The organism is Pseudomonas sp. PGPPP1 (assembly GCF_002255865.1).
GTDB lineage: Bacteria > Pseudomonadota > Gammaproteobacteria > Pseudomonadales > Pseudomonadaceae > Aquipseudomonas > Aquipseudomonas cremoris.
Window position 1 is genome coordinate 99,883 of the sequence record NZ_NKIG01000011.1, and the last position, 22,041, is coordinate 121,923.

General features: G+C 60.8%; 17 protein-coding genes. 5 read left to right on the forward strand and 12 right to left on the reverse strand.

Features of this window, described 5'->3' with window-relative positions:
- Positions 1–131 precede the first annotated feature (131 nt).
- The 5 genes from CFE47_RS14505 to CFE47_RS14525 form a co-directional block, all read right to left on the reverse strand.
- Positions 132–4,265, reverse strand: coding sequence for a Tc toxin subunit A-related protein (locus tag CFE47_RS14505; protein WP_286837984.1), 4,134 nt, complete (start codon positions 4,263–4,265; stop codon positions 132–134).
- A gap of 12 nt (positions 4,266–4,277) precedes the next feature.
- Positions 4,278–7,502, reverse strand: a complete 3,225-nt coding sequence (locus tag CFE47_RS14510; RefSeq protein WP_286837986.1) for a Tc toxin subunit A — start codon at positions 7,500–7,502, stop codon at positions 4,278–4,280.
- Between the two features lie 164 nt (positions 7,503–7,666).
- The gene (locus tag CFE47_RS14515) at positions 7,667–10,078 is read right to left on the reverse strand and encodes a TonB-dependent siderophore receptor (protein WP_286837988.1); all 2,412 of its coding nucleotides are present in this window, start codon (positions 10,076–10,078) and stop codon (positions 7,667–7,669) included.
- Between the two features lie 76 nt (positions 10,079–10,154).
- The gene (locus tag CFE47_RS14520) at positions 10,155–11,105 is read right to left on the reverse strand and encodes a FecR family protein (protein ID WP_286837990.1); all 951 of its coding nucleotides are present in this window, start codon (positions 11,103–11,105) and stop codon (positions 10,155–10,157) included.
- Positions 11,102–11,623 (reverse strand): sigma-70 family RNA polymerase sigma factor, encoded by a 522-nt coding sequence (locus tag CFE47_RS14525; protein WP_286837992.1) that lies wholly within the window; start codon positions 11,621–11,623, stop codon positions 11,102–11,104. The genes CFE47_RS14520 and CFE47_RS14525 overlap by 4 nt, the downstream gene beginning before the upstream one ends.
- A 153-nt stretch (positions 11,624–11,776) precedes the next feature.
- Between CFE47_RS14525 and CFE47_RS14530 the strand changes: the two genes are divergently transcribed.
- Positions 11,777–12,700 carry a LysR family transcriptional regulator gene (locus CFE47_RS14530; protein WP_286837993.1) on the forward strand — a complete coding sequence of 308 codons (924 nt, stop codon included), beginning with the start codon at positions 11,777–11,779 and terminating at the stop codon, positions 12,698–12,700.
- Here CFE47_RS14530 and CFE47_RS14535 read toward each other — a convergent pair.
- Entirely contained in the window at positions 12,603–13,307 is a 705-nt protein-coding gene (locus CFE47_RS14535; protein WP_286837995.1) for a TetR/AcrR family transcriptional regulator, read from the reverse strand. The genes CFE47_RS14530 and CFE47_RS14535 overlap by 98 nt on opposite strands.
- Positions 13,308–13,427: 120 nt before the next feature.
- Between CFE47_RS14535 and CFE47_RS14540 the strand changes: the two genes are divergently transcribed.
- Together CFE47_RS14540 and CFE47_RS14545 are read left to right on the forward strand one after the other, a co-directional pair.
- Entirely contained in the window at positions 13,428–14,645 is a 1,218-nt protein-coding gene (locus tag CFE47_RS14540) for an MFS transporter (protein WP_286837997.1), read from the forward strand.
- Positions 14,646–14,739: 94 nt separating this feature from the next.
- The gene (locus CFE47_RS14545) at positions 14,740–15,531 is read left to right on the forward strand and encodes a DNA/RNA non-specific endonuclease (RefSeq protein WP_286837999.1); all 792 of its coding nucleotides are present in this window, start codon (positions 14,740–14,742) and stop codon (positions 15,529–15,531) included.
- 3 nt (positions 15,532–15,534) lie between these two features.
- Here the strand turns inward: CFE47_RS14545 and CFE47_RS14550 are convergent, their stop codons facing one another.
- The 4 genes from CFE47_RS14550 to CFE47_RS14565 are packed head-to-tail and all read right to left on the reverse strand — an operon-like array spanning position 15,535 to position 18,207.
- Positions 15,535–15,714 carry a DUF1289 domain-containing protein gene (locus tag CFE47_RS14550; protein ID WP_185703944.1) on the reverse strand — a complete coding sequence of 60 codons (180 nt, stop codon included), beginning with the start codon at positions 15,712–15,714 and terminating at the stop codon, positions 15,535–15,537.
- Positions 15,715–15,744: 30 nt separating this feature from the next.
- Entirely contained in the window at positions 15,745–16,650 is a 906-nt protein-coding gene (gene dmeF, locus CFE47_RS14555; protein WP_286838001.1) for a CDF family Co(II)/Ni(II) efflux transporter DmeF, read from the reverse strand.
- Positions 16,647–16,922 carry a metal/formaldehyde-sensitive transcriptional repressor gene (locus CFE47_RS14560; RefSeq protein ID WP_185703948.1) on the reverse strand — a complete coding sequence of 92 codons (276 nt, stop codon included), beginning with the start codon at positions 16,920–16,922 and terminating at the stop codon, positions 16,647–16,649. The genes dmeF and CFE47_RS14560 overlap by 4 nt, the downstream gene beginning before the upstream one ends.
- A 52-nt stretch (positions 16,923–16,974) precedes the next feature.
- A complete protein-coding gene (locus CFE47_RS14565) occupies positions 16,975–18,207 on the reverse strand; it encodes an MFS transporter (protein ID WP_286838004.1) in 1,233 nt (410 codons plus the stop codon).
- 83 nt (positions 18,208–18,290) lie between these two features.
- Here CFE47_RS14565 and CFE47_RS14570 point away from each other — a divergent pair, with 83 nt between their 5' ends.
- Complete coding sequence (locus tag CFE47_RS14570) at positions 18,291–19,502, forward strand: YeeE/YedE family protein (protein WP_286838005.1); 1,212 nt, start codon at positions 18,291–18,293, stop codon at positions 19,500–19,502.
- Positions 19,503–19,509: 7 nt separating this feature from the next.
- Here the strand turns inward: CFE47_RS14570 and CFE47_RS14575 are convergent, their stop codons facing one another.
- Positions 19,510–19,671: a DUF2986 domain-containing protein gene (locus CFE47_RS14575; protein WP_286838007.1), complete on the reverse strand. Its 162-nt coding sequence runs from the start codon at positions 19,669–19,671 to the stop codon at positions 19,510–19,512.
- 150 nt (positions 19,672–19,821) lie between these two features.
- Here CFE47_RS14575 and panB point away from each other — a divergent pair, with 150 nt between their 5' ends.
- On the forward strand, positions 19,822–20,637 hold the full coding sequence (panB, locus tag CFE47_RS14580) for a 3-methyl-2-oxobutanoate hydroxymethyltransferase (protein WP_286838009.1): 816 nt from the start codon (positions 19,822–19,824) through the stop codon (positions 20,635–20,637).
- On the opposite strand, the gene CFE47_RS14585 is transcribed toward panB, so the two are convergent.
- The gene (locus CFE47_RS14585) at positions 20,625–22,019 is read right to left on the reverse strand and encodes an aminotransferase-like domain-containing protein (RefSeq protein ID WP_286838011.1); all 1,395 of its coding nucleotides are present in this window, start codon (positions 22,017–22,019) and stop codon (positions 20,625–20,627) included. The two genes, panB and CFE47_RS14585, sit on opposite strands and share 13 nt — an antisense overlap.
- Between the last annotated feature and the right edge of the window lie 22 nt (positions 22,020–22,041).

Consider the following 22,041-nt stretch of genomic DNA (forward strand, 5'->3'; position numbering starts at 1 on the left):
ACCACCGCGTCCGTTTATTCGGCATTCCCCAACAGATTCAGTGCGATGGTCGGCGCGGCAGATCGCTTGGCGCAACGCCCGGCTCACGCAAAAGTTCGGCGAACCGTTGGACTACGCTCGCGTACGGCGCGTCAGGCAGGCTTTCGGCTTTTACCGGTCGGGGTGGCGAGTACGCTTGGCTGGCGGATCGTATAGCGCACATGCAAGATCACGTCCGTCAGGCTTAGCAGCAGTTCGCGTTGTCGGCTCTTGGCGTTCGGGAACGACAGTACGAAGATTCCCTCGCTGATCGGTATGCCCTCGAACGGGAAGTACTTACCGTCGTTGAAATCGAGCTGGAACTGACCGTTATCATCCAACCCGTGGGACAACGCCACGGCCTTGCAGCCGTCCGCGAGGGGATGGGCGGACGCATACTGGAGCACTGCCTGGACGTCCTGGTAAGGGCCCAGCACCGCCGGCAACGACACGCTCAGTGTCTTGATCAGGCGCGATGTGCCCAGGTTCAGTGCATTGGGGTAATCATCAACGATCTGCATGGCATTCAAGTTGAACCGGATCGCCAGCAGGCTGCCCTCCAGGTTTACCTCGATCACCTGGGGCTTGGTGGGCGGGATGATGTCATTGAGTAGGTCTTGCACGGCTTTACTCAAGGTGTGGTTTGACAAGTGCTGCAGCGAAACAGTGCGGTGCACGTCCAGCGTGCGGCGGTCCCAGTCCAGGTATTTGTTTTCCAGGCGCTGAAGGCTGAGTACCAGGCTTTCACCGGCCAAGAGGCCCTGATAGGTATCGCTCCAATTGCCTGGACGCAGATAAGCGGTGGTGTCTCCCGTTTCCCATTGGTAGCTGCGCTGCGCGCGTGCGCACAGGCCAACGGTCAAGTCATAAAGTTGGTAATAAAGCGCTGCCAGGCGGCCGGCCTGCCAGTTGAAGAGTGTCTGGCCGTTGAAGCGGGTGCGCAGTTGGTCTAGTACCACTTGGCTATAGGCCTGCTCCAGTTCTGTTTGCGCAACCTGTTTGCGCGCCATGGCGATCTGCTCTGTGGCTGATTTGATCTGCTCGTCCAGTTGGGCGATGTCATGCACGCTCTGGTCACGCACGGCCTGCCATTCTTCGCGCCGACGTGGATATTGCTCGGACGCCTCCAGTTTGTTGGCATCGCCATTGTCGGACAACGCACCCAATTCCAGCACCTGTGCCGCCGCATGGGCCAAACCGCCAAACTCCTTGAAGCCGATGCCAAAGGCCAGGCCACCTGTGAAGTGAGTGGGAATCAAGTTTAAGACGGCGCCAGCTACGTTCAACTTCCCGGCGCTGGACTGTTTGCTGTTGGCGCTGGTACGCAAATCCAGGGCACGTTGTTCGTTGTGGGTGATATGCCGGTCATACAAGCGAGCGTAATGCAGTCGGCGCTGCTCGATGCCGACGCGGCTGGCCCGCAGCGAGGCCAGGTTATGCTCCAGCGCCGCGATGTTGGCCAGATGCACCTCGTTGGCCATGCCCAGCAACGCGCCCTGTTGGGTCTGTTGCAACACACCCAGCGCATCGGCGTCGCGCCGTTCCAGGATCCCCTGCAAGTTGGCGCCAAACTGGATGACCTGTTGCACCGCCGTACGTGCCCGCTCCAGCAGCAGTGGGAAGCGTTGGGTCCAAAGCCCCAGGCCGGCCATTGATGGTGCCGGGTCGCTGCCGTCGCCGGCTTGCCGGGCCTGTTGCAACTCGGTGGGCGAGACGGGCGGCTCGAACAGCGGCAAAATTAGCGGCTGGCCATCGATGGAGCGGTTGTTGCGCAGATTGAACAGACGCTGCTCCAGCCGCCGCCAGTAATCCAGCACGGCGTCGTTGAATGGCGCCTTGAACGGGCCGTTTTCCACTTGGATCTGCCCGACCAGTCCGGGCGCCAGTGCCGTGGGGTTGGCACCGAACAGGTTTTCCAGCAGTTTCAGGGATACGCTGTTGTTGACACTCGCCTCATCTAGCGTTGGGTCCGCCCAGTTCAGCAGCAGTGGCATCTTCGGGCGCGGGCCTAGCAATTGCAGGGCCTGTACGTACCACATCTTGGCCTCGGTCAAGCTGTCACGATTTTGCTGACGGTACAGTTGATCGCCCCGCGCCAGCAGCAGTTCCAGCCACCGCAGGTACACAGCCAGCTTGTAGTGCATGGGGTCGGCGGCAGCGATCAGGTCGGGGTCGTCGGTGTTTTCCGGCGAGGAAGGGTTCCAAGCGGTGTCCAGTTGCAACGGTCGTACATTCCAGTAGCGCGGCGAGTTGCCGATCATGTCCAGGCTGCCGTCTGCCTTGCGATAGCCGGCTGGACTGAAGATGCGCTTGAACCATTGCTCGGCCTCGTCGAAGCGCTGCTCGGCCAGCAGCCGATTGGCGATGAGGAAGGGCACGTGGAAAAACAGCTCCCAGGTGTATTGGCCTATGCCGCCTTCGAACCTCATTGGCGAATTGATGATGGTACCGCCCCAGTCTGCGCCACTAGGGTCGACAAGGATCGCTTGCGTGTCCCATGACAGCAGCACGTCGGTGCCTTCCTGCATCCGTTGCTCCAGCAGCGGCCCCGCAAGCGTGGTCATCACCTGTTCTGAGAGGTACCAATTTGTATTTCTCTTCACTGGGTGAAATAACTGATTTTGGCCAACTTTCAAGAGCGAGGAAACCAAGTAAATATGATGGGTGGGGTGGAAGTTTATTAGTTTTGTTTTTGGTCCGATTACCGTTCTAATTAAACTATGTAAGACAAAGTCATGCCCGATTGTAGCAGTGATATGTATTCTGAGATGGTATGCGTTATCTGAAGCAAAGTTGTGGTGCGCTAGGGGAAAGTTAAAGATCAGGGTCTGCCGTATTACAGGGTTGGCAAAGTCTTGCCACTCATAGTAATGTTCATCTGCTTTGCCGATGTTTAGTGTTATGCGGAAGTCGTGAAGGGTTGGTGCGGTTATGTCAAAAGTAATTCGTGGCGTGCCATTTGTATTCTTGGTGAAGTTAAAGTTCATCATGTTCATTTTAAAGTAAGAGAAGTAATGCGTTTCACCCTCTTTCCCAGAGATGTTATATATAGGCTCGGTCAAGCTATATTTTAGCGGTTGATAAACAAGCGTTGCCTTCATTGCTGCGGATGAATAATCCTTGAATTCGAACTCAAACTCCCATCCGTCGCCTGGTGAATCAACATGCTGAAGGAGCTTACTGAAACGGCATAAATAACGTTTCTCGCCAGTGGACTCTGGCTGAACAAAAAAGACCCCGAGGTAAGGAGCCGTCGATCCACTCTCCTCCCTTAACTCCGCTCCGAATACCCGCGCGGGGCTGTGTAAAACAGTAGTGGAGATCAAGTTTTGTAATGGATAACTACGCAGCCGCCAACGTCCGTTCGTCGATAAGGTTGCAAATTGCAGCTCCCATTCGACGACTTGTCGAGGCTTATAAATTTGGGTTTCATTTTCCGTATAAGTCACGGTCTCGTGCTCAACGCTACTCATGCGTTTGTGCAGGCACATCACATGCACACGCTGATTAAAAAATACAATCGTCGGATCGCCTTCCGGCTCAATGGGGGCGTCGATCTTGCTCCATTCGCTCCAGGCCATGGGGTTACGCACGCGGCCACTGGTTCCTCCCTTGCTGCTGTCGACATAACGCCAATAGTAGGTGCCATCCGCGTCCATAGGGCGACCGACAAAATAAACCGGTGAATCTTCTATGTTCGGCTCGACCTGATAGGCATTGATCGACCTGATATCCAACACCCCCCGCAACTCTCCCACATAATCACGCATCGCCTGCTCAACACGCTCTTCGGTCACCCGGCCCTGGTTGATGGTCTGTTCCAGGTTCTTGAACAGCGTGGTCTTGCGGTAACGCAATTCCGGGTCCAGGTAACTGGACGGGTAGTGCAGCAAGCGTTGCAGCCCGGCCCAGGTGGCGTAGCGTTTGTTGTAGGCGTCCCAATGGTCCAGGTAGCGACCGGGGCGTGAAGCTTCTGCCATCGCGGGTAAACTGATGCCAGGCTCCAACCACCCGCGACAGCGATGGATATACAGTTGTGTACTGGCAATGGCTTCGGCAATCCGGCTGGTGGTGACTTGGCCACTCACCTGTGGGTCCAGCAGCAGGTACTCGTAAAGATCGTTGGCGGTTTTAATGTTGGTGGCGAGGGTGCCCAGCCCGCGCAGGGGAATGACGTACTGCAGGTAGTAGCTCACCAGCGCATCGCGCTTGGCTTGGTTGAGTGAGTTTTCCAATGCAATGTTCATGATGCCTCCGGCTCAAGCGTGTGCTGCAGCGAGAATGTTGGCGGCGAATTGTTTAAGCATATTCTGGTTGGGTATTAGTCCGGCCAACACATCAAGCAAGGCCAGATCCGTCGGTGACTGGCGCAGCTTTTGGGCCAGTTGCATGCGTGCGATGAGTGGGTACAGTTCATGAAAACTTTTGGGTGTGAAGTTAAGTGAAGCCAGGTAGCTGCGTACCTGAATTTCGTCCCAGCCATGTAGCAGCGCGAGCTCCTTCGCCGTATCGGCGCTCGAGATAAACTCGCCAAGCGCAGCGCGTTGCAGGTAACGCCGCCCTTCGGCCACCGGCAGTACCAGCAGTTTTTGCCATTGCCGGTAGCGAGACAGCAGCAATAGGAACGGCAGGTCTGGCAATGGCGCCAGGATTTGGCCGGTCAGGGGCGAGCTCGGTGATGGGCCAGGCATCACCAGCTCCAGATCTTGCTCGGAGAGCTGGGCCCAATGACACAATAAGGCGAATTGGCCGAGGAGGTTTGCGTACTGCACCAGTTGGGAGTCCTCTATCTCCAGAGCGGTCAAGCTCATTGCCCCAGCGCCAGCCGCCGCCTGTATCTGCTCCCAGAACTTCAACACCGAGTAGCCGGTAAAAACCGGGTTCAAGCGCGCTGCCACCTTGTCCATCCATTCGATCAGGCGCAGGGACGTGGCCGGCTTCAGGCCGAACTGCGCGCCAATATGCCGAGAAAGCAAATCGCGCAGTGTCGGCTCATCGCGACCCTCACTGCCCGGCCCACCCAGGGTGGTATAGATGTTCTGGATAAAACTCTGCAATTCCGGAGTGGCGACCTGGCGGTAATCGCGGTGGGTCATCGCAATGAGATGGGGCGCATCCAGGCCTTCGCGTTGCATCCAGTCCACCAGGTAGACTGTGCGCTCCAGTGCGGCGAGTGCCGCTGCCACTGGACGATCTTGTCGGGCAAGGCTCTGCGCGATCACTCCCGGAGCATTCAGCAGATCCCACAGCCGCAGTGCCTCCTCCGGCATCAGCCCAAACAGGCGTGGGATTGCCACCAGGCGATACAGGGCGTCTACATGCGTCCTGTCCAGGGCGGGCAGGACGTAGCCATTTGCGGCGCCGTCATTGATGACCCCGGGCAGCAGCCGGGCCAGTGTGATGAGTACGTCGGCGCTGATGCCCAACCCCCTGCACAAGATGGCGCGTGCCGCCTGTGAAGGGGTATCGTCCCGTGGTGGCGACAGGTACAGGCGTGTATTGAGAAAGTCATCGCCGCCAAACATTTCCTCAAAAAATGACGGCTCACCCGGGCGATAGTAGGTATTGATCGAACCGATACAGGCAACGAAAGCGTTGACGGAAAAGCCAAAGCGCTCACGCAATGGCATGTAGACGGCCAAGGCCTGAAGTGGCCGGGTCAACGGATAATCGGCGAGATTGACTGCCGCCGCCACGATCAGCCAATCGAGTTCTTCGAAGGTTAGGTTGACACGCCGCTGTAGCCGGATTACGCGGTTAAGCCGCTCTGAATGTTGACCGTGACGGTTGTATAGCCTGCTGGTAGTTGGGGTGTTGGCAGGCGGCGTCGTGGCGTGCCCCGCTTGAGGTCCGATATAGGCATATAAGGGGGGGTAGGGGGAGGCGCTGCGATCCCAGCCGTGGATGTAGCGAGCGCCGTATTCACGCGTAGCGGTGATCGGGGGAATTTGAAAAAGAGGGGCACTCGATACAGGAATCATAGTCGATCTAGATGGATGGTGATATTCAAGCACCAGTATTAGGGCAAAATCAGATCGACCCAGAATATCCAACGTGATATCCAGATTTATTCTTAGCTCTTGTGTTACGCCAGCTGGCGTACTGTTGCCCCAATAGATGTGGGGGTTGTAGCTGGTGGCCGACCCGCCTTCCCAGCTCATTTCAATATGTAAAGTCTTATCGAGGTATATTTCATTAAAAACGGTTAGCCGTCCATTCACCTGAGCCACCCAAGTAATCTGAGTGGCTCCTTTTTCTATTCTCATATTAGAGATCGTGACTATCGAATGACCACCGATGGAGGGCGCGTGGTCAAACCTAAGTTGTACCGTCTGATGAAATCCGAGTTCGGAAACATCATTAAAAAATGGACCCACGCCCAGCGCCTGCAACAAAGTCTCCTCATCCAACTGGGTCCGGTTCAGCAAGTTTGGTGCACTGGCTGGCATACTCGCCTCCGAACCGACATGCGTCAGGTCAGAAATGCGGCTTAAGCCATAATATTGTCCAACCGTCGCTTCAGTAGATTGCCGCGCCTGAGTCAGAATCGCGTATTCCTCAGGCGGCAACGCCAGACGATCGCGCACGCAACCCTGCGTGAGCACCTGGGTACTCCAGGCATCGAAAGTGATAGGTGAAAATGCGCGCGCTTCATTGTCGGACAGCACGGCCCATATCTCGGCCTGCGAACTCTTTAAGGCCGCCAAGCCCTGACGGATCTGCTCCCAGGCGTGGTTGTAGGGCAGGTTCATCGGGAAGACTCTGGTACGCAATTGTTCCTCTGCATCGCCGGTCACACCTTGTTCCAATACGTCCAAGGTCAGGGCCAGGGTAGAGATCTCTTGATTCAGGTGGGTGTCACTCAGCGTCAGGCCTTTCAGGTCGGGACGCCGCTTATCCAACTGCAAGCCATGGGTGATGGGATGCAACGGTTTTGCGACCCGGTACAGCGTAGTCAGGTAACTGCCGGGGGAAAACAGCGAACCCACCGAATCGGGATGGGCATAGAGCAGGCTCTGGCCGAACCATTCGTGATAATTGCCACTGGAACCGATGGCGCGATCCAGCCACTCGGCATCATAGGCAATGCCCAACTTGGCCACTGCCTGGGCGAGCGGTTCGCCGCGCGCAGTCAACTGGCGATGCAACCGGGTCAAGGCCGCCGCGTGGGCCTCGGCTTGTTCATAGAACTGCTCAGCCGCTGCCCGCTCGCGCTTGGCGGTTTTTCTGCCCAAATAGCTGGAAATAGTGGCGGCGCGGCCCTGGCGGACCACGTCGAACACCGACCCGTAGCCCCGCTCGCCGAGTTGTTGGCGCAACGCCTTGATCTGCGCCACATCTTCTTCGGCGGGTTGGGAGGGCTGCGGCAGTAGCTCTTCGGTGGCGGGGGGCTTGCTCTTAACTGCCTTACTGACTGCCTTGCGCGGGCGTGCGGGCGCCTTGGTCTTCTCAGCGGGACCGCTGGGTGAGCTTTTCTTGGCCATACGTTTCTCCTAACGTACAACAGTTGAAATGCGCACACTGCGGTGGACCGTGCATCAAGTTGAGTGGGTAGTCTTGAGTTCTAGACGATTTCTCTTCGTTAGCAACACCGTGTGTCTGAAGTCCCTTCGGACTCGGCTTGCTCCTCAGTCAAATGCCACCGCTACTACCAGCGATAAGTCACGGAACTGACCAACTGCCGCTCATCCCCATACCGGCAAATCGCAAATTCGCAGTAGGTGTAGCGTTTGTTGGTGACGTTGTTGGCGTTGAGCGCGACCTCCCAATGCGGGTCGATTTCGTAGCTGGCGCGGGCGTCGTACAGGGTGTAGGCGGGCATCGATGACGGTACGCCGGAGGCCTGGGTGGTGCCTTTGTAGCGGGCGCCGCCGCCGATGCGCAGTTGCGGGACGCCCAGTGCCGCCAGGCGGTAATCGGCCCAAAGGGCGGCTTGGTGGTAGGGGGTGTCTTCGCTGCGTTGGCCGATTTCGCTGGCCACTTCGCTCTGGGTGATGCGTGCGTCGATGTAGGCGTAAGAGGCGATCAGGCTGAGGTTGGGGGTGGCTTCGGTCTTGGCTTCCAGCTCGAAACCCCGGGAGCGCACTTCGCCGGTTTGCACCGAGAAGTTGATGTCGGTGCGGTCCTGGGTCAGCACGTTTTTCTGCTCCAGTTGATACACCGCTGCACTCAGCAGCGTGGCGCTGCCTTCGGGTTGATAGCGGATGCCCACTTCATATTGCTTGCCCTCGGTGGGAATGAACGCTTGCCCGGCCTTGTTGGTGCCGGCCACTGGAAAGAACGACTCGCTGTAGCTGATGTAGGGCGCCAAGCCATTGTCGGCCTTGTAGACCAAGCCCGCACGCCAGGTGGTGGCTTCGTCGCTCTGGCTGCTTTTGGCCGAGTTGCGGAACAGTTCGGTGTGCTGGTCTGCCCAGTCATGGCGCCCGCCCAACAGCAAGATCCAGTGTTCGTCGAACTTGATCTGGTCCTGGAAGTAGATGCCTTTTTGCAGCGTGTCGATCTGCGAACCGCGGTCGGTGGCCGGGTCGCGATTGACCACCACCGGCTGGCCGTAGGTGTAGGTCGCCAGGTTCAACGACGGAGCATTGCCGCGGAAGTTGTGGGAGTCGTAGCTGGTGTCATAGCCATCGAAGCCCAGCAGGAAGGTGTGCTGCCAGTCACCGAACTGCCATTTGCTCTCGATATTGGTGTCACTGGCCAGGCCGCGCGAGCGCTCTTGGCGGTCGCTGTATTGGCGGCGCAGGAGGCCAGTGGTTTGCGCGGTGGCGATGTTGGTACCGCCCGTGTTGACCTGCAGGTAGCGCCACGTGACATCCGACTGGTAGTAACGCAGCTTGTTGCTGATGCGCGTGTGCTCATCGAAGCGGTGCTCGAACTCGTAGCCCAGCGCCGACATCTCGCCGTTCATTTCGTCGTAGTCGGGTTCGCCGATGAAGTCATGGCGGCCGATCTGGAACTTGCCGCTGCCCACGCCTTTGGTCAGTTGGTAGGGCAGGGGTGCGGAGAAGCCGGTCTCGGTCTTCTGGTAGAACGACAGCAGGGTCAGCGAGGTATCGTCATCGGGCCGCCAGGTCAGCGCCGGGGCGACGTAGACCTTGTCGTTGTTGATGTGGTCGGCGGCGGTGTCACTCTTGCGGTCCAGCAGGGTCAGGCGATAGCTCAGGGTCTCGCTGTCTCCCAGCGGGCCAGTGAAGTCAGCGGACAATTGCTTACGGTCGTTCTGCCCGGCTTGCAGGTTGATCTCATGGTAGGGCGTCTGGCTTGGGCGCTTGCTCACGGTATTGATCAAACCGCCCGGCGACAGTTGGCCATACAGCACCGACGCCGCGCCGCGAATCACCTCGGCGCGTTCCAGGCCGTAGGGTTCCTGCACGCCGTCATAGGAGTTGTTCTGCAGGCGCAGGCCGTCGCGCAGGGAGCCGCCGGTGGCTGACTCCACATCGAAACCGCGAATGCGGAAGCGGTCCGAGGTGCGATTGAAGCTGGTGGGCTGGCTGGTAAAACCCGGCGTGAGGTCGAGGGATTGCGACAGCGTTTCCGATTGGCGGTCGCGGATCTCGTCACTGGTGACCACCGACAGCGATTGCGGGGTCTCGATGATGGGTGTGTCGGTCTTGGTGGCGCTGAGATTGCGCGTGGCCACGTAGCCCTTGACGTGCTCGGTGCTGCTTTCTTCGATGAGGCCGGTGATCGCGGTCGGGCCCAGTTCCAGCGAGCCGCTGGTATTGAGCGGCACCAGCACGTAACCGTTGGCGCCTTGCACGGCCTGCAAACCGCTGCCGAGCAGCAACTGGGCGAAACCTTGGGCGACTGGAAATTCTCCCTGCAAGCCGCGGGTATTCAGGCCTGCGACGGTCTTGCTGTCGAACAGCAGCGCCACATGAGCCTGCTGGGCAAACAGGTTCAGTGCCGGGCCAAGGGGGCCGGCGGCAATCGCATAACGCGCTGCCTCTTGTGCGGCCACCGGGCTGCTGATGGCCAGGCTCAGGGCCGTCAGGCTGGCGAGGTTGATCGCCAGGGCGAGGGGCAAAGGGGAACGCTTGAGGTGGCGCGACATGGAAGAAATTCCTGTTATTTGAGGTGCTTTCTTCCTTGACGGGGCAGTCGTGAAAAGCGGAACCCGGTACGCCAAACTATTTTTGCTGACGCTCGATCTGCAACCACAACGGGCTGAACGCGCGGATACGCACCGGCAACCCATCGGCAATCAATTGCAGGGCGCGGCGCGGGTTATCCAGCGGCAAGACGGCGGACACCCGCAGGTCGGCCAGTTGTGCGCGGTCGAACTGCACATGCCCGCCGTATTGGCGCGCCAGCTCGTCCAACACCTCTGGCAACGGTCGGTCCTGCGCCACCAGTTGATGGTGTTGCCAGGCGTCCTGGGTGGCGCGAGGGTCGATCTTGCCCAGCCGTTTCACCGCATCCGGGGTGATGCGTGCCTGCTCACCGGCGCTGACGTGCACATCGTCGTGATGGCTGGCGTCGGTGGCGGCGACTGTGGATTCGAGCATGCTCAGCAGCGTGCCGGAGGTTTCTCGCTTGACCGTAAAGCGCGTGCCGAGGGCGCGCATCTGGCCGTCGTCGGTGACCACCGTGAACGGCCGCGTGGCATCGTGGGCCACTTGCACCAGGATCTCGCCGCGCAGCAAACGCACCTGGCGTTGCTCGCCGTTGAAGCTCAGGTCCACGGCGCTGTTGCCGCTCAAGGTCAATTGCGAGCCGTCTTCCAGGTTGACCTGTTGCCATTGCGCTGGCGCGGTGCGTTGGTCGGCCAGCAGGTAACTCGGCGGATACGTCCGTAATGCCAGGGCCACGGGTAACGCCACCAACACCCCCAGCAACACGCGACCCGCCGGATTGCGGCGGCGTACCCGCGCGGCTTCCAGCGCGGCCTGCACTGGCACTTGTTGCGGGCGCAACGCCTGCAAACGCCCGACGAAGCCTTGCAGGCGCTCGAAGGCGGCGCCATGCCGTGGGTCGGCGGCCTTCCAGCGTTCGAATTGCTGCTGCTCGCGCTCGCTGAGGTTGCCCTCATTCAGGCGGATCACCCAGTTGGCCGCTTGTTGGTCGAGATCGGTGCTCATACGTCCAGCGCGTGGTTGCAGTGCATCAGGGCATTCATCAGATGCTTGCGCACCATGCGCTCGGAAATTCCCAGGCGGCTGGCGATCTCGCTTTGGCGCAGGCCTTCAAGGAAGTACAGCAGGAATGCCTGTCGCGCATTCTGGGCCAGGCCGTCGAGCACGAAGGCGATTTGCTCCAGTGCTTCGAGGGTGACCAGGATCTGTTCCGGCGACTGTTGGCACTGCTCCATCATCTCGATGGTCAGCGCCAATTCGCGCAGGTAGGTGTCTTCCAGCTGGCGACGGCGCGCGCGGTCGATGATCAGGTGGCGTGCCGTGGTGGTCAGAAAGGCGCGGGGTTCGCGCATGCCACCGAGGGCGTCACGGGAAGCGAGGATTCTTACAAAGGTGTCGTGGGAAAGATCCGCAGCGTTATGCGGGCACCCGAGCTTTTTTCGCAGCCAGCCGAACAACCAGCCATGGTGCTCGGTGTAGAGCGCATGGACGGCCTGATTCAGGGGAAGCTCGCTGGCCGACATGAGAAGGTACGTCTGCGGATAAGAATTATTCGCAAGATTAGCGGTGTGCCATCAGCGAAAGCAAGCGCGGCCAGTACCGAGCGTTGTATTTATGCGCGGAAGGCTGATAAACAGGCTGTCTATCTTTTAGGCCGATACCCGGTGTAATCAATCATGAAGCGCCATTTCGAAGATTTGCAGCTGGGCAGCATCGAGCTGTTCTGCCTCGCTGCCGAGGCCAGCAGTTTCACCGCCGCCGCGCAAACCGCCGGTGTTACACCGGCGGCGGTGAGCCGCAGCATCTCGCGCCTGGAAGAGCGTTTGGGTTCGCGCCTGTTTGTGCGCACCACCCGTAGCATCCGGCTGACCGACAGCGGCCGGACGTTTTTCGAGCAATGCCGCCAAGCGCTTACCCAACTGGTGGAAGCGCAACAGGAAGTGATGGGCGCCCAGACCGTGCCCTCCGGCCTGTTGCGCATCAGCATTCCGACGACATATGCCCACCATCGTCTGCTGCCGCTGCTGCCGAGGTTTCGCGAGCTGTACCCGCAGGTCACCGTGGACATCCACATCAGCAATCGCAATATCGACTTCGTCGCCGAAGGCTACGACCTGGCCATCCGCGTGCGCGCCCAGCCGGACTCCTCACTGATCGCACGGCTGCTGGAGGACGGTGAACTGGTGGTGGTCGCGGCGCCGTCCTACCTGCAACGCGCCGGTATCCCGCAAACACTGGAGGATCTGCCTGGGTTTGAGTGCATTCAATACGAACTACCAAGCGACGGTCGGCGCATCCCCTGGTTATTCCAGGTAGACGGCACGGCGCGGGAGTTCGCAGGGGCGGCGGGGTACAGCTGTTCTGACGATGTGTTGGGTGGCGTAACCCTGGCCAAGCATGGGGCGGGGTTGTTTCAGACGTACAAGTTCATCGTCGAGCGGGAGCTGGCAGACGGCAGCCTGGTGGAAGTGTTGAAACCGTTTGGCGGAAGGTCGCGCCCGTTTACATTGCTGTATCCCCACGGGCGGTATGTGCCCCATCGGGTGCGGGCGTTTGTGGATTTTCTGCTGGCGTGTCGTGACGAATGGGCGGAGCGATAGACGCTGCGGCGTCCCATGTCATCAACAACCCCGTGATCGCCGCATCGATGGTTGCGTGCGGCACGTTATCCCGCGCCAGGATCGAAACGCCCTGCAGGAAACTGTCAAATACCGTCGCCATAACGGCCGGGATGGTCGTGTCTGGCAACTGCCCGGCCTGCACCGCGCGTTTCACACACGCTACGATTCCGGCCCGGGTGCGCAGGCGTGATTGGGTTAACGCATCCGCTACGCGTGCATTCTCCGGGCTCGGCGCGCTCATTACGCCGAGGGCTACCATGCAGCCCTTGGGATGCCCGTCTTCACACTGCATGCGTGCCGATTGGCGCAACGCGGTTTCGATGGCCTGGCGCGGTGGCAGGGTTTCCTCCCACAGGCATTCGGTGACTTGGGCGTAGGTCGCCAAGTAGCGTTGCACGCACTCATCGAACAGCGCCTCCTTGGACCCGAACGCGGCGTAAAAACTTGGTGCGGAGATGCCACCACCCAGGCCGGCCTTGAGCTGGGCCAGGGATGTGGCGTCGTAGCCGTGCTGCCAGAACAGGTGCAAGGCCTGGTCTACGGCCTGGTCGCGGTCGAAATTACGGGGGCGGCCCATTTGTGCCATGGCGGGTCTCCTGTGGAAAATGATTTAAATACTAGTCGATACATAAGTCATTGACAACGTGCTGTGGGCGCCCGCAACATTTGTATCGATCAGTATTTAAATCCGCTCAAGGAGTTTCCCGTGACACCTTCACTCAGCTTATTGGCGTCATCCGACCGCCTGCCCATTGGCGCGTTGCTCGCCCTGGCCATGACCGGCTTCATCTGCATCGTCACCGAAACCCTGCCCGCCGGCCTGCTGCCGTTGATCAGCGAAGGCCTGGCGATTTCGCCGTCGATGGCTGGGCAGATGGTCACCGCCTATGCGCTGGGTTCGTTACTGGCGGTGATCCCCATGACCATCGCGACCCGTGGCTGGCGCCGGCGCAATGTGCTCTTGCTGACCATCGTCGGTTTCCTGCTGTTCAACTCCATCACCGCGCTGTCGTCGCACTACGGCGTGACCTTGGTGGCGCGGTTCTTTGCCGGCGTCGCGGCGGGGTTGGCCTGGAGCCTGTTGGCCGGGTACGCCCGGCGCATGGTCGCGCCGCATCAACAGGGCAGGGCGCTGGCGCTGGCGATGGTGGGCACACCGATTGCGCTGTCGTTGGGTGTGCCGCTGGGCACGTGGCTGGGTGGCTTGGTGGGTTGGCGCACCACGTTTGGCCTGATGTCGGCGCTGACGGTGGTGCTGATTGTATGGGTGTTGGTGAAGGTCCCGGACTTTCCGCCACAAGCGGCGCACCAGCGGTTGTCGTTGGGAGAGGTGCTGACCACACCGGGTGTGCGGCCGGTGCTGGCCGTGGTGATCACCTGGATGCTGGCGCACAACATTCTGTACACCTACATCGCCCCGTTCGTGGCGCCTGCGGGGTTGGCGGATCGGGTTGACCTTGTGCTGTTGGTGTTCGGCATTGCCGCTTTGGCAGGGATTTGGCTGACGGCCAAATTAGTCGAGCCACTGCTGCGCAAAACCGTGCTGGTGAGCCTGGCAACCTTTGCGCTGGTCAGTGTGGTGTTCGGTTCGCTGGGCGATCAGCCCCAGGTGATTTACCTCGGCGTGGCGGTCTGGGGCCTGAGCTTCGGTGGTGCCGCGACCTTGCTGCAAACCGCACTGGCCGACGCGGCAGGCGATGGCGCAGACGTGGCGTTGTCGCTGAACGTGGTGGCGTGGAACAGCGCAATCGCCTGCAGCGGTGTGGTCGGCGCAGTGTTGCTGGATACCTGGGGCGTGGCGTCGTTTCCCTGGGCGATGGTGGTGTTGATCGGTGTGTCGTTTGCGATTGCCTGGGGCGCACGTGGGCATGGCTTCAAACCTGGCGCGCGCAGTGCGGAAAGTCCTGCAGCGGTCGGGCACTAATCTTACAATGGCGTGTCAATAAATCCTGCAATATCATCCACTTGGCTCCGCACGGTGGAGCCTGCCGCTTTACTCCCTTTCGAAGATTTAATGCATGCGCCTTCGCAACATTGCAGTGGGGCTGTCCGCCCTTGTTTTGCTCTCCACCGGGGTCAGCGCCCGCAGCCTGCCCGACCTTTATTCCACGCAGGAAAAGCGACTGTCGTTCGACGCCTGTGCCGACTTGTTTCCCGCCGCGACCCCCATCAACACCGCCACCGTGCCGGCGAATATGAAACCCCTGGCCCTGTGTTCCGATCACTTTGCGGTGCTCTATTCGCAAACCAGCAAGACCCCGCTGGTGGTGGTCGAACGCCTGAGCGCCGCGCAGTTGAAAGACGCCAAGGGCGAGGAACGTACCAACCAGTTCTACGCCGACCCGCGCATCCCCAAGGGCGGGCGCGCCGAGTTGAGCGACTACCGCGCCCAGCACATGGACCGTGGCCACCAATCCCCGGCGGCTGACGCGCCGAATGCCAACGCCATGGCCCAATCTTTCGCGCTGTCGAACATGGTGCCGCAAGACCCCACCAACAACCGCAAGATCTGGAGCAAGGTCGAGGCCGACGTGCGCAAGTTCGCCGTGCGTGCCGGCGGCGATGTGTATGTGTTTACCGGGCCGCTGTTCGACACTGGCTACAGCACCATCGGCGACAACAGGGTCTGGGTGCCGACACGCCTGTTCAAGCTGGTGTATGACGCCTCGTCCAAACGTGCCTGGGCCTATGTGCTGCCCAACGCCGAAACGCGTATCCAGAAACCGATGGACTACGACACCTTTGTGAAAAGCACCGGCCTGAAACTGCTGGGCAACCTTCCCGTATCGGGCTCGGTAGGGCGCGGCTGATCGCTACTTGGTCTTTTTCAGCGCCTTCAATCGTTGCGTGGCGCGTTGCACGGCGGCCATCTTTTCGGGGCGCTTCATGCGTTTCCATTTGCGGATGTCGTCCTTGCTGCGCCCGCAGCTCACGCAAAGGTCGCCGCTGAGCTGGCAGATGGAAATGCACGGGTTTTCGATGTCTTTGGCCAAGGGGTCACCTGGGTAGGGAGTAAGCGGCTGTTACGCCGCACGGAACTCAACGGTGAGGTGGCTCACTTCATGGACGGGCTTGAGGCGTTCGCGAATGCGCTCGGCGTCCGTCGTCGCGCCACCGATCACGCTCACAATGGCTGCATGCGCATCGGGTCCTACGCGCCAGACGTGCAGGTCGGTGATCGTTGCATCGCCGGGTTGCTCCACCAACTCTCGGATCTCTTCGGCGACGTGTGTGTCGGTCTGGTCCAGCAGCACGCCGGCGGTGGTGCCCATCAGCGTCCAGGCCCAGCGCGCGATCACAATGGCGCCGACAATGCCCATCACGGGGTCCAACCACACCCAACCCAAGTAACGTCCTGCCAGCAATGCGGCGATAGCCAGCACTGAGGTCAAGGCATCGGCGATGACATGAACGTAGGCGGACTTGAAATTGTTGTCGTGGCCGTGATGGGCATGGCCGTGGTCGTGATCATGGCCTTGACCCTGGCCGAGCAGTAGCGCGCTGACAACGTTCACCCCCAGGCCCACCACCGCGATCAACGTGGCTGTGCCGAACTGCACGTCGGTAGGAGTGAACAGGCGCATCACCGACTCGACACCAATGCCCAAGGACACCAGCGCCAGGATCAGCGCCGAGGCGAAGCCGCCCAAATCACCCACCTTGCCGGTGCCGAAACTGTAGCGCGGGTTGTTTGCATGGCGTTTGGCATAGGCGTATGCCGCCGCGGCAATGCCCAGGGCCACCACATGGGTGCCCATGTGAAAGCCGTCGGCGAGCAGGGCCATGGAACCGGTGAGGGCCCCGGTGACGATCTCCGCGACCATCATGACCACGGTGAGCATCACCACCCAGAGGGTGCGCTTGGCATTCTCTTCGTGGGCGGCGCCGAGAAACACGTGTTCGTGTGTGTGGCTGTTCAGGGCGATCATTTGGAGTACCTGCGGATGGCTTCCAGCAGTTCTTCAACACCTTGGCTACGTTGCTCGGCGTTGAGGGAAGGGTCGGCCACGTGAGCCCTGGCATGGTCTTCGATGATTTCTTCCATCAGACCGTTGATGGCGCCGCGCGTGGCGGCCACCAGGTGCAGGGTCTTGGCGCAGTCGGCGTCGGCTTCCAGTTCGCGTTCGAGGGCCTGGATCTGTCCGGCGATGCGTTTGACGCGCTTGATCAGGTTGTCTTTGTTTGCGGCTACGTGACCCATGTGTATACCCCCCCTACCTATAGTGGGGCGGATCATTGCATACCCCACCCCCCTATAACAAGGGGGGCTTTTCTGGCTGATCCAATTGGCGTCTGAGGGTATAGAGCGCCACGCCTACGGCGAGGATGCCCGCCACTGCGCCGACCAACAGCGCCCAGCGCGGGCCCAGGTGGTCGGCAACCCAGCCGACGATGGGCGCACCGATGGGCGTGCCCCCCAAGGCCACGCCGACGCGCAGGGCAATCACCCGACCGCGCATGGCGGGCTCGGTGCTGAGTTGCATCAGGCTGTTGGTGGTGTTGCTGAACGTCATGGCGCCCACGCCGATGATCACCAGCGCGACTGCGAACAACCCGTAGTTCGGCGCCAGGGCGGCCAGGGTGCAGCCGACGCCGAAGATGGCAGCGCCGTTGAGCAGCGACTTGAACTGCGGCCGCTCGCGCCCGGCGGCCAGCAGGGCACCGGCGATGGTGCCGATGGCCAGGGTGGAGGTCAGCAGGCCGTAGCCACGGGCGTCGGTGTGGAACACGGTGACGGCCATGGTCGAGATGAAAATCGGGAAGTTCATGCCGAAGGTGCCGATCAGAAACAGCATCAGCAGGATCGCCTTCAAGTCTGGCCGCGCCCACACGTAACGCAACCCCTCGGTCAGGCTGCCCTTGGTGCGCAAGGCGCGCACCTTGGTGTGTTGGCCGGATACCCGCAGGAAAAACAACGAGGCCAGCACCGCAAAAAAGCTGCTGCCATTGAGCAGGAACGCCCAGCCGGTGCCCACCGATGCGATGGTCAGGCCCGCCACCGCCGGGCCGATCATGCGCGCCATATTGAACGAGGTGGAGTTGAGCGCGATGGCGTTGGACAAGTCCTTCTCGCCCACCAGTTCCGCGACGAAAATCTGCCGCACCGGCGCATCGAACGCCGAGGCGCAGCCGGACAAAAACGCAAACACATACACCTGCCACAGCTGCACGATGCCGGTAACGGTGAGTACACCCAGGGTCAGCGCCAGCACGCCCATCGTCGCCTGGGTCGCGATCAGCAATTTGCGTTGGTCGTAGTGATCGGCGGCAAAACCGGTCCAGGGCAGCAACAGCAACTGCGGCCCGAATTGCAGCGACATGACGATGCCGACCGCCGCAGCGTTGTGCGGGGTGAGTTGGGTGAGCACCAGCCAGTCCTGCGCGGTGCGTTGCATCCAGGTGCCAATGTTGGACACCAGCGCCCCGGCGGCCCAGATACGGTAGTTGGTGCTGCGCAGGGAGCGGAAGGTGCCGAGCAAACGCATGAATACTCCTTAGATAAGCCGCCCCTGGGTTTATACTCGCCCCCCTCGCAATCCTCCACATTCAAACGAACCGGGATACCCCCATGAGTACCTCTCTTCCTCTCGCCCCCGCGCGCAAGCCCGTTGCGCCGCTGGTGGCCTTTATCATCCTGGTGCTTGGCGCCTTGTTCCTGCAAAACAGCGTCGGTTCCTCCCAGGTGTTGTTGCTGGTGGTCGGTGCTGCACTGGGCCTGACCCTCTACCACGCGGCCTTTGGTTTTACGTCGGCCTGGCGCGTGTTCATCAATGAGCGTCGTGGCGCGGGTTTGCGTGCGCAGATGGTGATGCTGGCGCTGGCGGTGCTGTTGTTTTTCCCGGCACTGGGGGCGGGCAGCTTGTTTGGGCAGCCGGTGGTCGGGCTGGTGGCGCCGGCTGGGGTGTCGGTGGTGTTCGGGGCGTTTATCTTCGGCATCGGCATGCAACTGGGTGGCGGCTGTGCGTCGGGCACGCTGTTCACCGTGGGCGGCGGTAATGCGCGCATGCTGGTGACGCTGTTCTTTTTCATCTGCGGTTCGTTGATCGCCACACACCACGTGGATTGGTGGTTTGCGCTGCCGTCGTTCCCGGCAGTGTCCATCGTCAAAAGCTTCGGCGTGGCACCGGCCATGGGCTTGAGCCTGACAGTATTCGCGTTGATCGCCTGGGTGACGGTGCGCCTGGAAAAAGGCCGCCATGGCCAACTTGAAGAAGGTGTGACCAGCGAACACACCGGCTTGCGCCGCTTCCTGCGCGGGCCCTGGCCTCTGCTGTGGGGCGCGATTGGCCTGGCCTTGCTCAACTACGCCACGCTGGCATTGGCCGGTCGCCCATGGGGCATTACCTCGGCGTTCGCGCTGTGGGGCGCCAAGGTTGCAAGCGGCTTGGGTGTGGACGTGGCCAGTTGGGCGTTCTGGCAGATGCCGGGCAACGCCAAGGCCTTGGCTGCGCCGGTGTGGGAAGACATCACCAGCGTCATGGACATCGGCATCGTCCTCGGCGCGCTGTTGGCCGCAGGCCTGGCGGGGCGCTTTGCCCCCAGCCTGAAAATCCCCGCGCGCTCGCTGGTGGCGGCGGTGATCGGCGGCCTGCTGCTCGGCTACGGTTCGCGCCTGGCGTACGGCTGCAACATCGGCGCGTACTTCAGCGGCATCGCCTCAGGCAGCCTGCATGGCTGGGTGTGGCTGGTGGCGGCGTTTATCGGCAATAGCGTGGGTGTGCGGTTGCGGCCGTTGTTCTTTGAGGGGGAGCGGCGGCAGGTCGGTTTGACCGGCTGCTGAATACGCCTCAGCTCTCGGCAGGCGGTACCGGGGTTTCAGTGGACTCAGCTTCGAGTTTCAACCGGTCCGCTTTGCTGATGTACCTGTCCTTGGATTTAGGCGCCAATTTGGCGCTGGCCTTTTTGGCTTTGGCCTTGAAGAGCTGCTGCAGTTTCTTTTGGCGGTTCATGTCGTTTTACCGGGGTTGTGAAGGCCGCGATGATACCAGCTTGAGCAACTGCCGCCGTTGCCTGGGTCGCTTTTTAGCGTGGATCTGTGCATTGAATGCACGTTGGTTTTGCCAATAATCGGGTCCTCCAGCGCATAACGGAAGACACTGATGAGCATCCATACCCGTACCAAACGCCTGACTGTTCCCCAACTGGTCGCGATGAAGGGCCAGCAGAAAATCGTCTCGCTGACGGCGTATACCAGTGCTATCGCCAAGCTGATCGATCCACTGGTCGACTTCATTCTGATAGGCGACTCCACGGCCATGGTCGGCTACGGCCGAGCTTCGACCTTGAGCATGCAGCTCGAAGAAATCATCGGCCACACTCGTGCCGTGGTCGATAGCACACGGCTGGCTTGCGTCATCGCCGACATGCCGTTTGGCAGCTATCAGGAATCCAACGAACAGGCCTTTCGCAACTGCGCCCAGGTACTGGCGCGCACCGGTTGCGACGCGGTGAAGCTGGAAGCCAACATGGCGTTGGCCGGTACCGTGGAGTTTCTGGTCTCGCGGGGAATTCCGGTGATGGCCCACGTGGGGCTGATGCCGCAGTTCGTCAATGTGATGGGCGGGTTCAAGGCCCAGGGCCTCACGCCTGAGACCGGTGCACTGATTGCCGAGGACGCACGTGCATGCGTGGAGGCGGGCGCTTTCAGCCTGGTGTTGGAAGGCGTGGCTGAGGGCGTGGCCCGGCAGATCACCCTGGATTCGAAAATGCCGACCATCGGCATCGGAGCGTCACCCGCCTGCGACGGCCAGGTGCTGGTCACCGAGGACGTACTGGGCCTGGGCGGCGACCATGTGCCGCGCTTCGTCAAGCAATACGCCGACGTCGGCGCGGTGATCCGCGATGCGTGCGAGCGCTTTGCCGAAGACGTGCGCCATGGCCGTTTCCCTGAAGCAAAGCATTGCTACGGGCTCTGACGAAACGCCTCGGCCATGAGTTGCAGCGCCAGGGCAATGTCCTTGCTCCAATCGAGGGTGTAGCTCAGGCGCATGTGCTGTTTCCAGGCCCCTTGCTGGCTGAAGAGTTCGCCGGGGACGATCACGATACGCTGGGCCAGCAACGCTTCGAGCACTCGGTGCATATCCACCGGGTGCGCGGCCTGCAGCCAGAAACAGGCGCCGCCCTGCGGGATGATGACGTGGAACTGGCCGGCGCAGTGTTCGGCCAACAGGCGGTTCATACGGGTCATGGCCTCGTGCAGCAAGCCTCGCAGCTTGTGCAGATGGGCGTCGATTCGCTTGGAAGTGAACAGCTTGGCGATGGCTTTCTGACGAATCGGCGAGAGGCGAAATGCTCGCTCCAGAAACTGGCGCTGCATCGCTTGGCCCTGTCCTCGGCAGAGCACATAACCATAGGGCGCCTCCGATCCGATCACCTTGTCGAAGGTCGAGAACACCACCAACTTCTGCGGGTCGGCAAAGTCGCGGTAACGAGCCGGTTCTGGAGGGAAATACAGCTCGCCGTACGTGTCGTTTTCGAACAGCCAGATAGCTCGCTGCGCCAGCCAGCGGCAGATCTGCTGCTTGTCCTGCGCCGGCATCAGGCTGCCGTGGGGAATATTCACCGTCGAAGACAGCACCGCCAAACGGATGGGCTCACCGGCAAGCACGCCGTGCAGTGCGTCCAGGTCGAAACGCCCGTGGGCGTCCAACGGCATTTCGATCACACGAATGTGGGCTGCCTGCAACTGACGCAGCACCGCCCAGGAGCACGGTGACTCCACCAACGCAACCGTACCCACCAGCTCCAGCGCGCGAAGCGAAAGGCCCAGCACACTGTGCAAGTCCGCACCGATATACACGTCATCGGCCTGCCAATAATTGTCCGTAGACCGGGTGTAGCGCTCGGCCAACGCGGAGCGCAATTCGGGTTCGCCGAACGGCAGATAATGCGGGGTCAGGGCGCGTGGGTAATGGCGGGCCAGTTCGCGTTCCATCAGCAACAACGGGTTTTCCAACGACAACAGCACCGCCGGTGCATCGCTGCCCAGGGCCAGCATGCCGGGTTGGCGAGCGTTGGCGAACACCTGGTCGAGCAGGTCTGCTGAGCGATCAGTCGATAACGGCGTCGACATCAAACGGGTGAAGTAACCGAGCTTGGGCCTGGCGTAGATGCGCCCTTCATCCTCAAGCAGCGAGTAGGCGTATTTGGTCGTCGACACCGATACGCCCAGACGCTGCGCCAGCTGGCGCAGGGACGGTAATTTGTGGTCGCCTTGCGCGGGGCTGGCCTCGATCAATTCGATGAGGTAGCGGTAGACCGCTTGATAGGCGAAGGCGGCGTCTTTGGGGGTATGCATGATCACTCCAAGTAGCCGTTGG

Bases quoted from the DNA above. Each gene is read 5' to 3' on its own strand.
- CFE47_RS14525 (WP_286837992.1), bottom strand. From the start codon at position 11,623: ATGTCGGCCAGCGAGCTTCCCCTGAATCAGGCCGTCCATGCGCTCTAC.
- CFE47_RS14505 (WP_286837984.1), bottom strand. From the start codon at position 4,265: ATGAACATTGCATTGGAAAACTCACTCAACCAAGCCAAGCGCGATGCG.
- CFE47_RS14510 (WP_286837986.1), bottom strand. From the start codon at position 7,502: ATGGCCAAGAAAAGCTCACCCAGCGGTCCCGCTGAGAAGACCAAGGCG.
- CFE47_RS14560 (WP_185703948.1), bottom strand. From the start codon at position 16,922: ATGGGTCACGTAGCCGCAAACAAAGACAACCTGATCAAGCGCGTCAAA.
- CFE47_RS14545 (WP_286837999.1), top strand. From the start codon at position 14,740: ATGCGCCTTCGCAACATTGCAGTGGGGCTGTCCGCCCTTGTTTTGCTC.
- CFE47_RS14570 (WP_286838005.1), top strand. From the start codon at position 18,291: ATGAGTACCTCTCTTCCTCTCGCCCCCGCGCGCAAGCCCGTTGCGCCG.
- CFE47_RS14520 (WP_286837990.1), bottom strand. From the start codon at position 11,105: ATGAGCACCGATCTCGACCAACAAGCGGCCAACTGGGTGATCCGCCTG.
- CFE47_RS14530 (WP_286837993.1), top strand. From the start codon at position 11,777: ATGAAGCGCCATTTCGAAGATTTGCAGCTGGGCAGCATCGAGCTGTTC.
- panB (WP_286838009.1), top strand. From the start codon at position 19,822: ATGAGCATCCATACCCGTACCAAACGCCTGACTGTTCCCCAACTGGTC.
- CFE47_RS14565 (WP_286838004.1), bottom strand. From the start codon at position 18,207: ATGCGTTTGCTCGGCACCTTCCGCTCCCTGCGCAGCACCAACTACCGT.
- CFE47_RS14535 (WP_286837995.1), bottom strand. From the start codon at position 13,307: ATGGCACAAATGGGCCGCCCCCGTAATTTCGACCGCGACCAGGCCGTA.
- CFE47_RS14515 (WP_286837988.1), bottom strand. From the start codon at position 10,078: ATGTCGCGCCACCTCAAGCGTTCCCCTTTGCCCCTCGCCCTGGCGATC.
- CFE47_RS14575 (WP_286838007.1), bottom strand. From the start codon at position 19,671: ATGAACCGCCAAAAGAAACTGCAGCAGCTCTTCAAGGCCAAAGCCAAA.
- CFE47_RS14585 (WP_286838011.1), bottom strand. From the start codon at position 22,019: ATGCATACCCCCAAAGACGCCGCCTTCGCCTATCAAGCGGTCTACCGC.
- dmeF (WP_286838001.1), bottom strand. From the start codon at position 16,650: ATGATCGCCCTGAACAGCCACACACACGAACACGTGTTTCTCGGCGCC.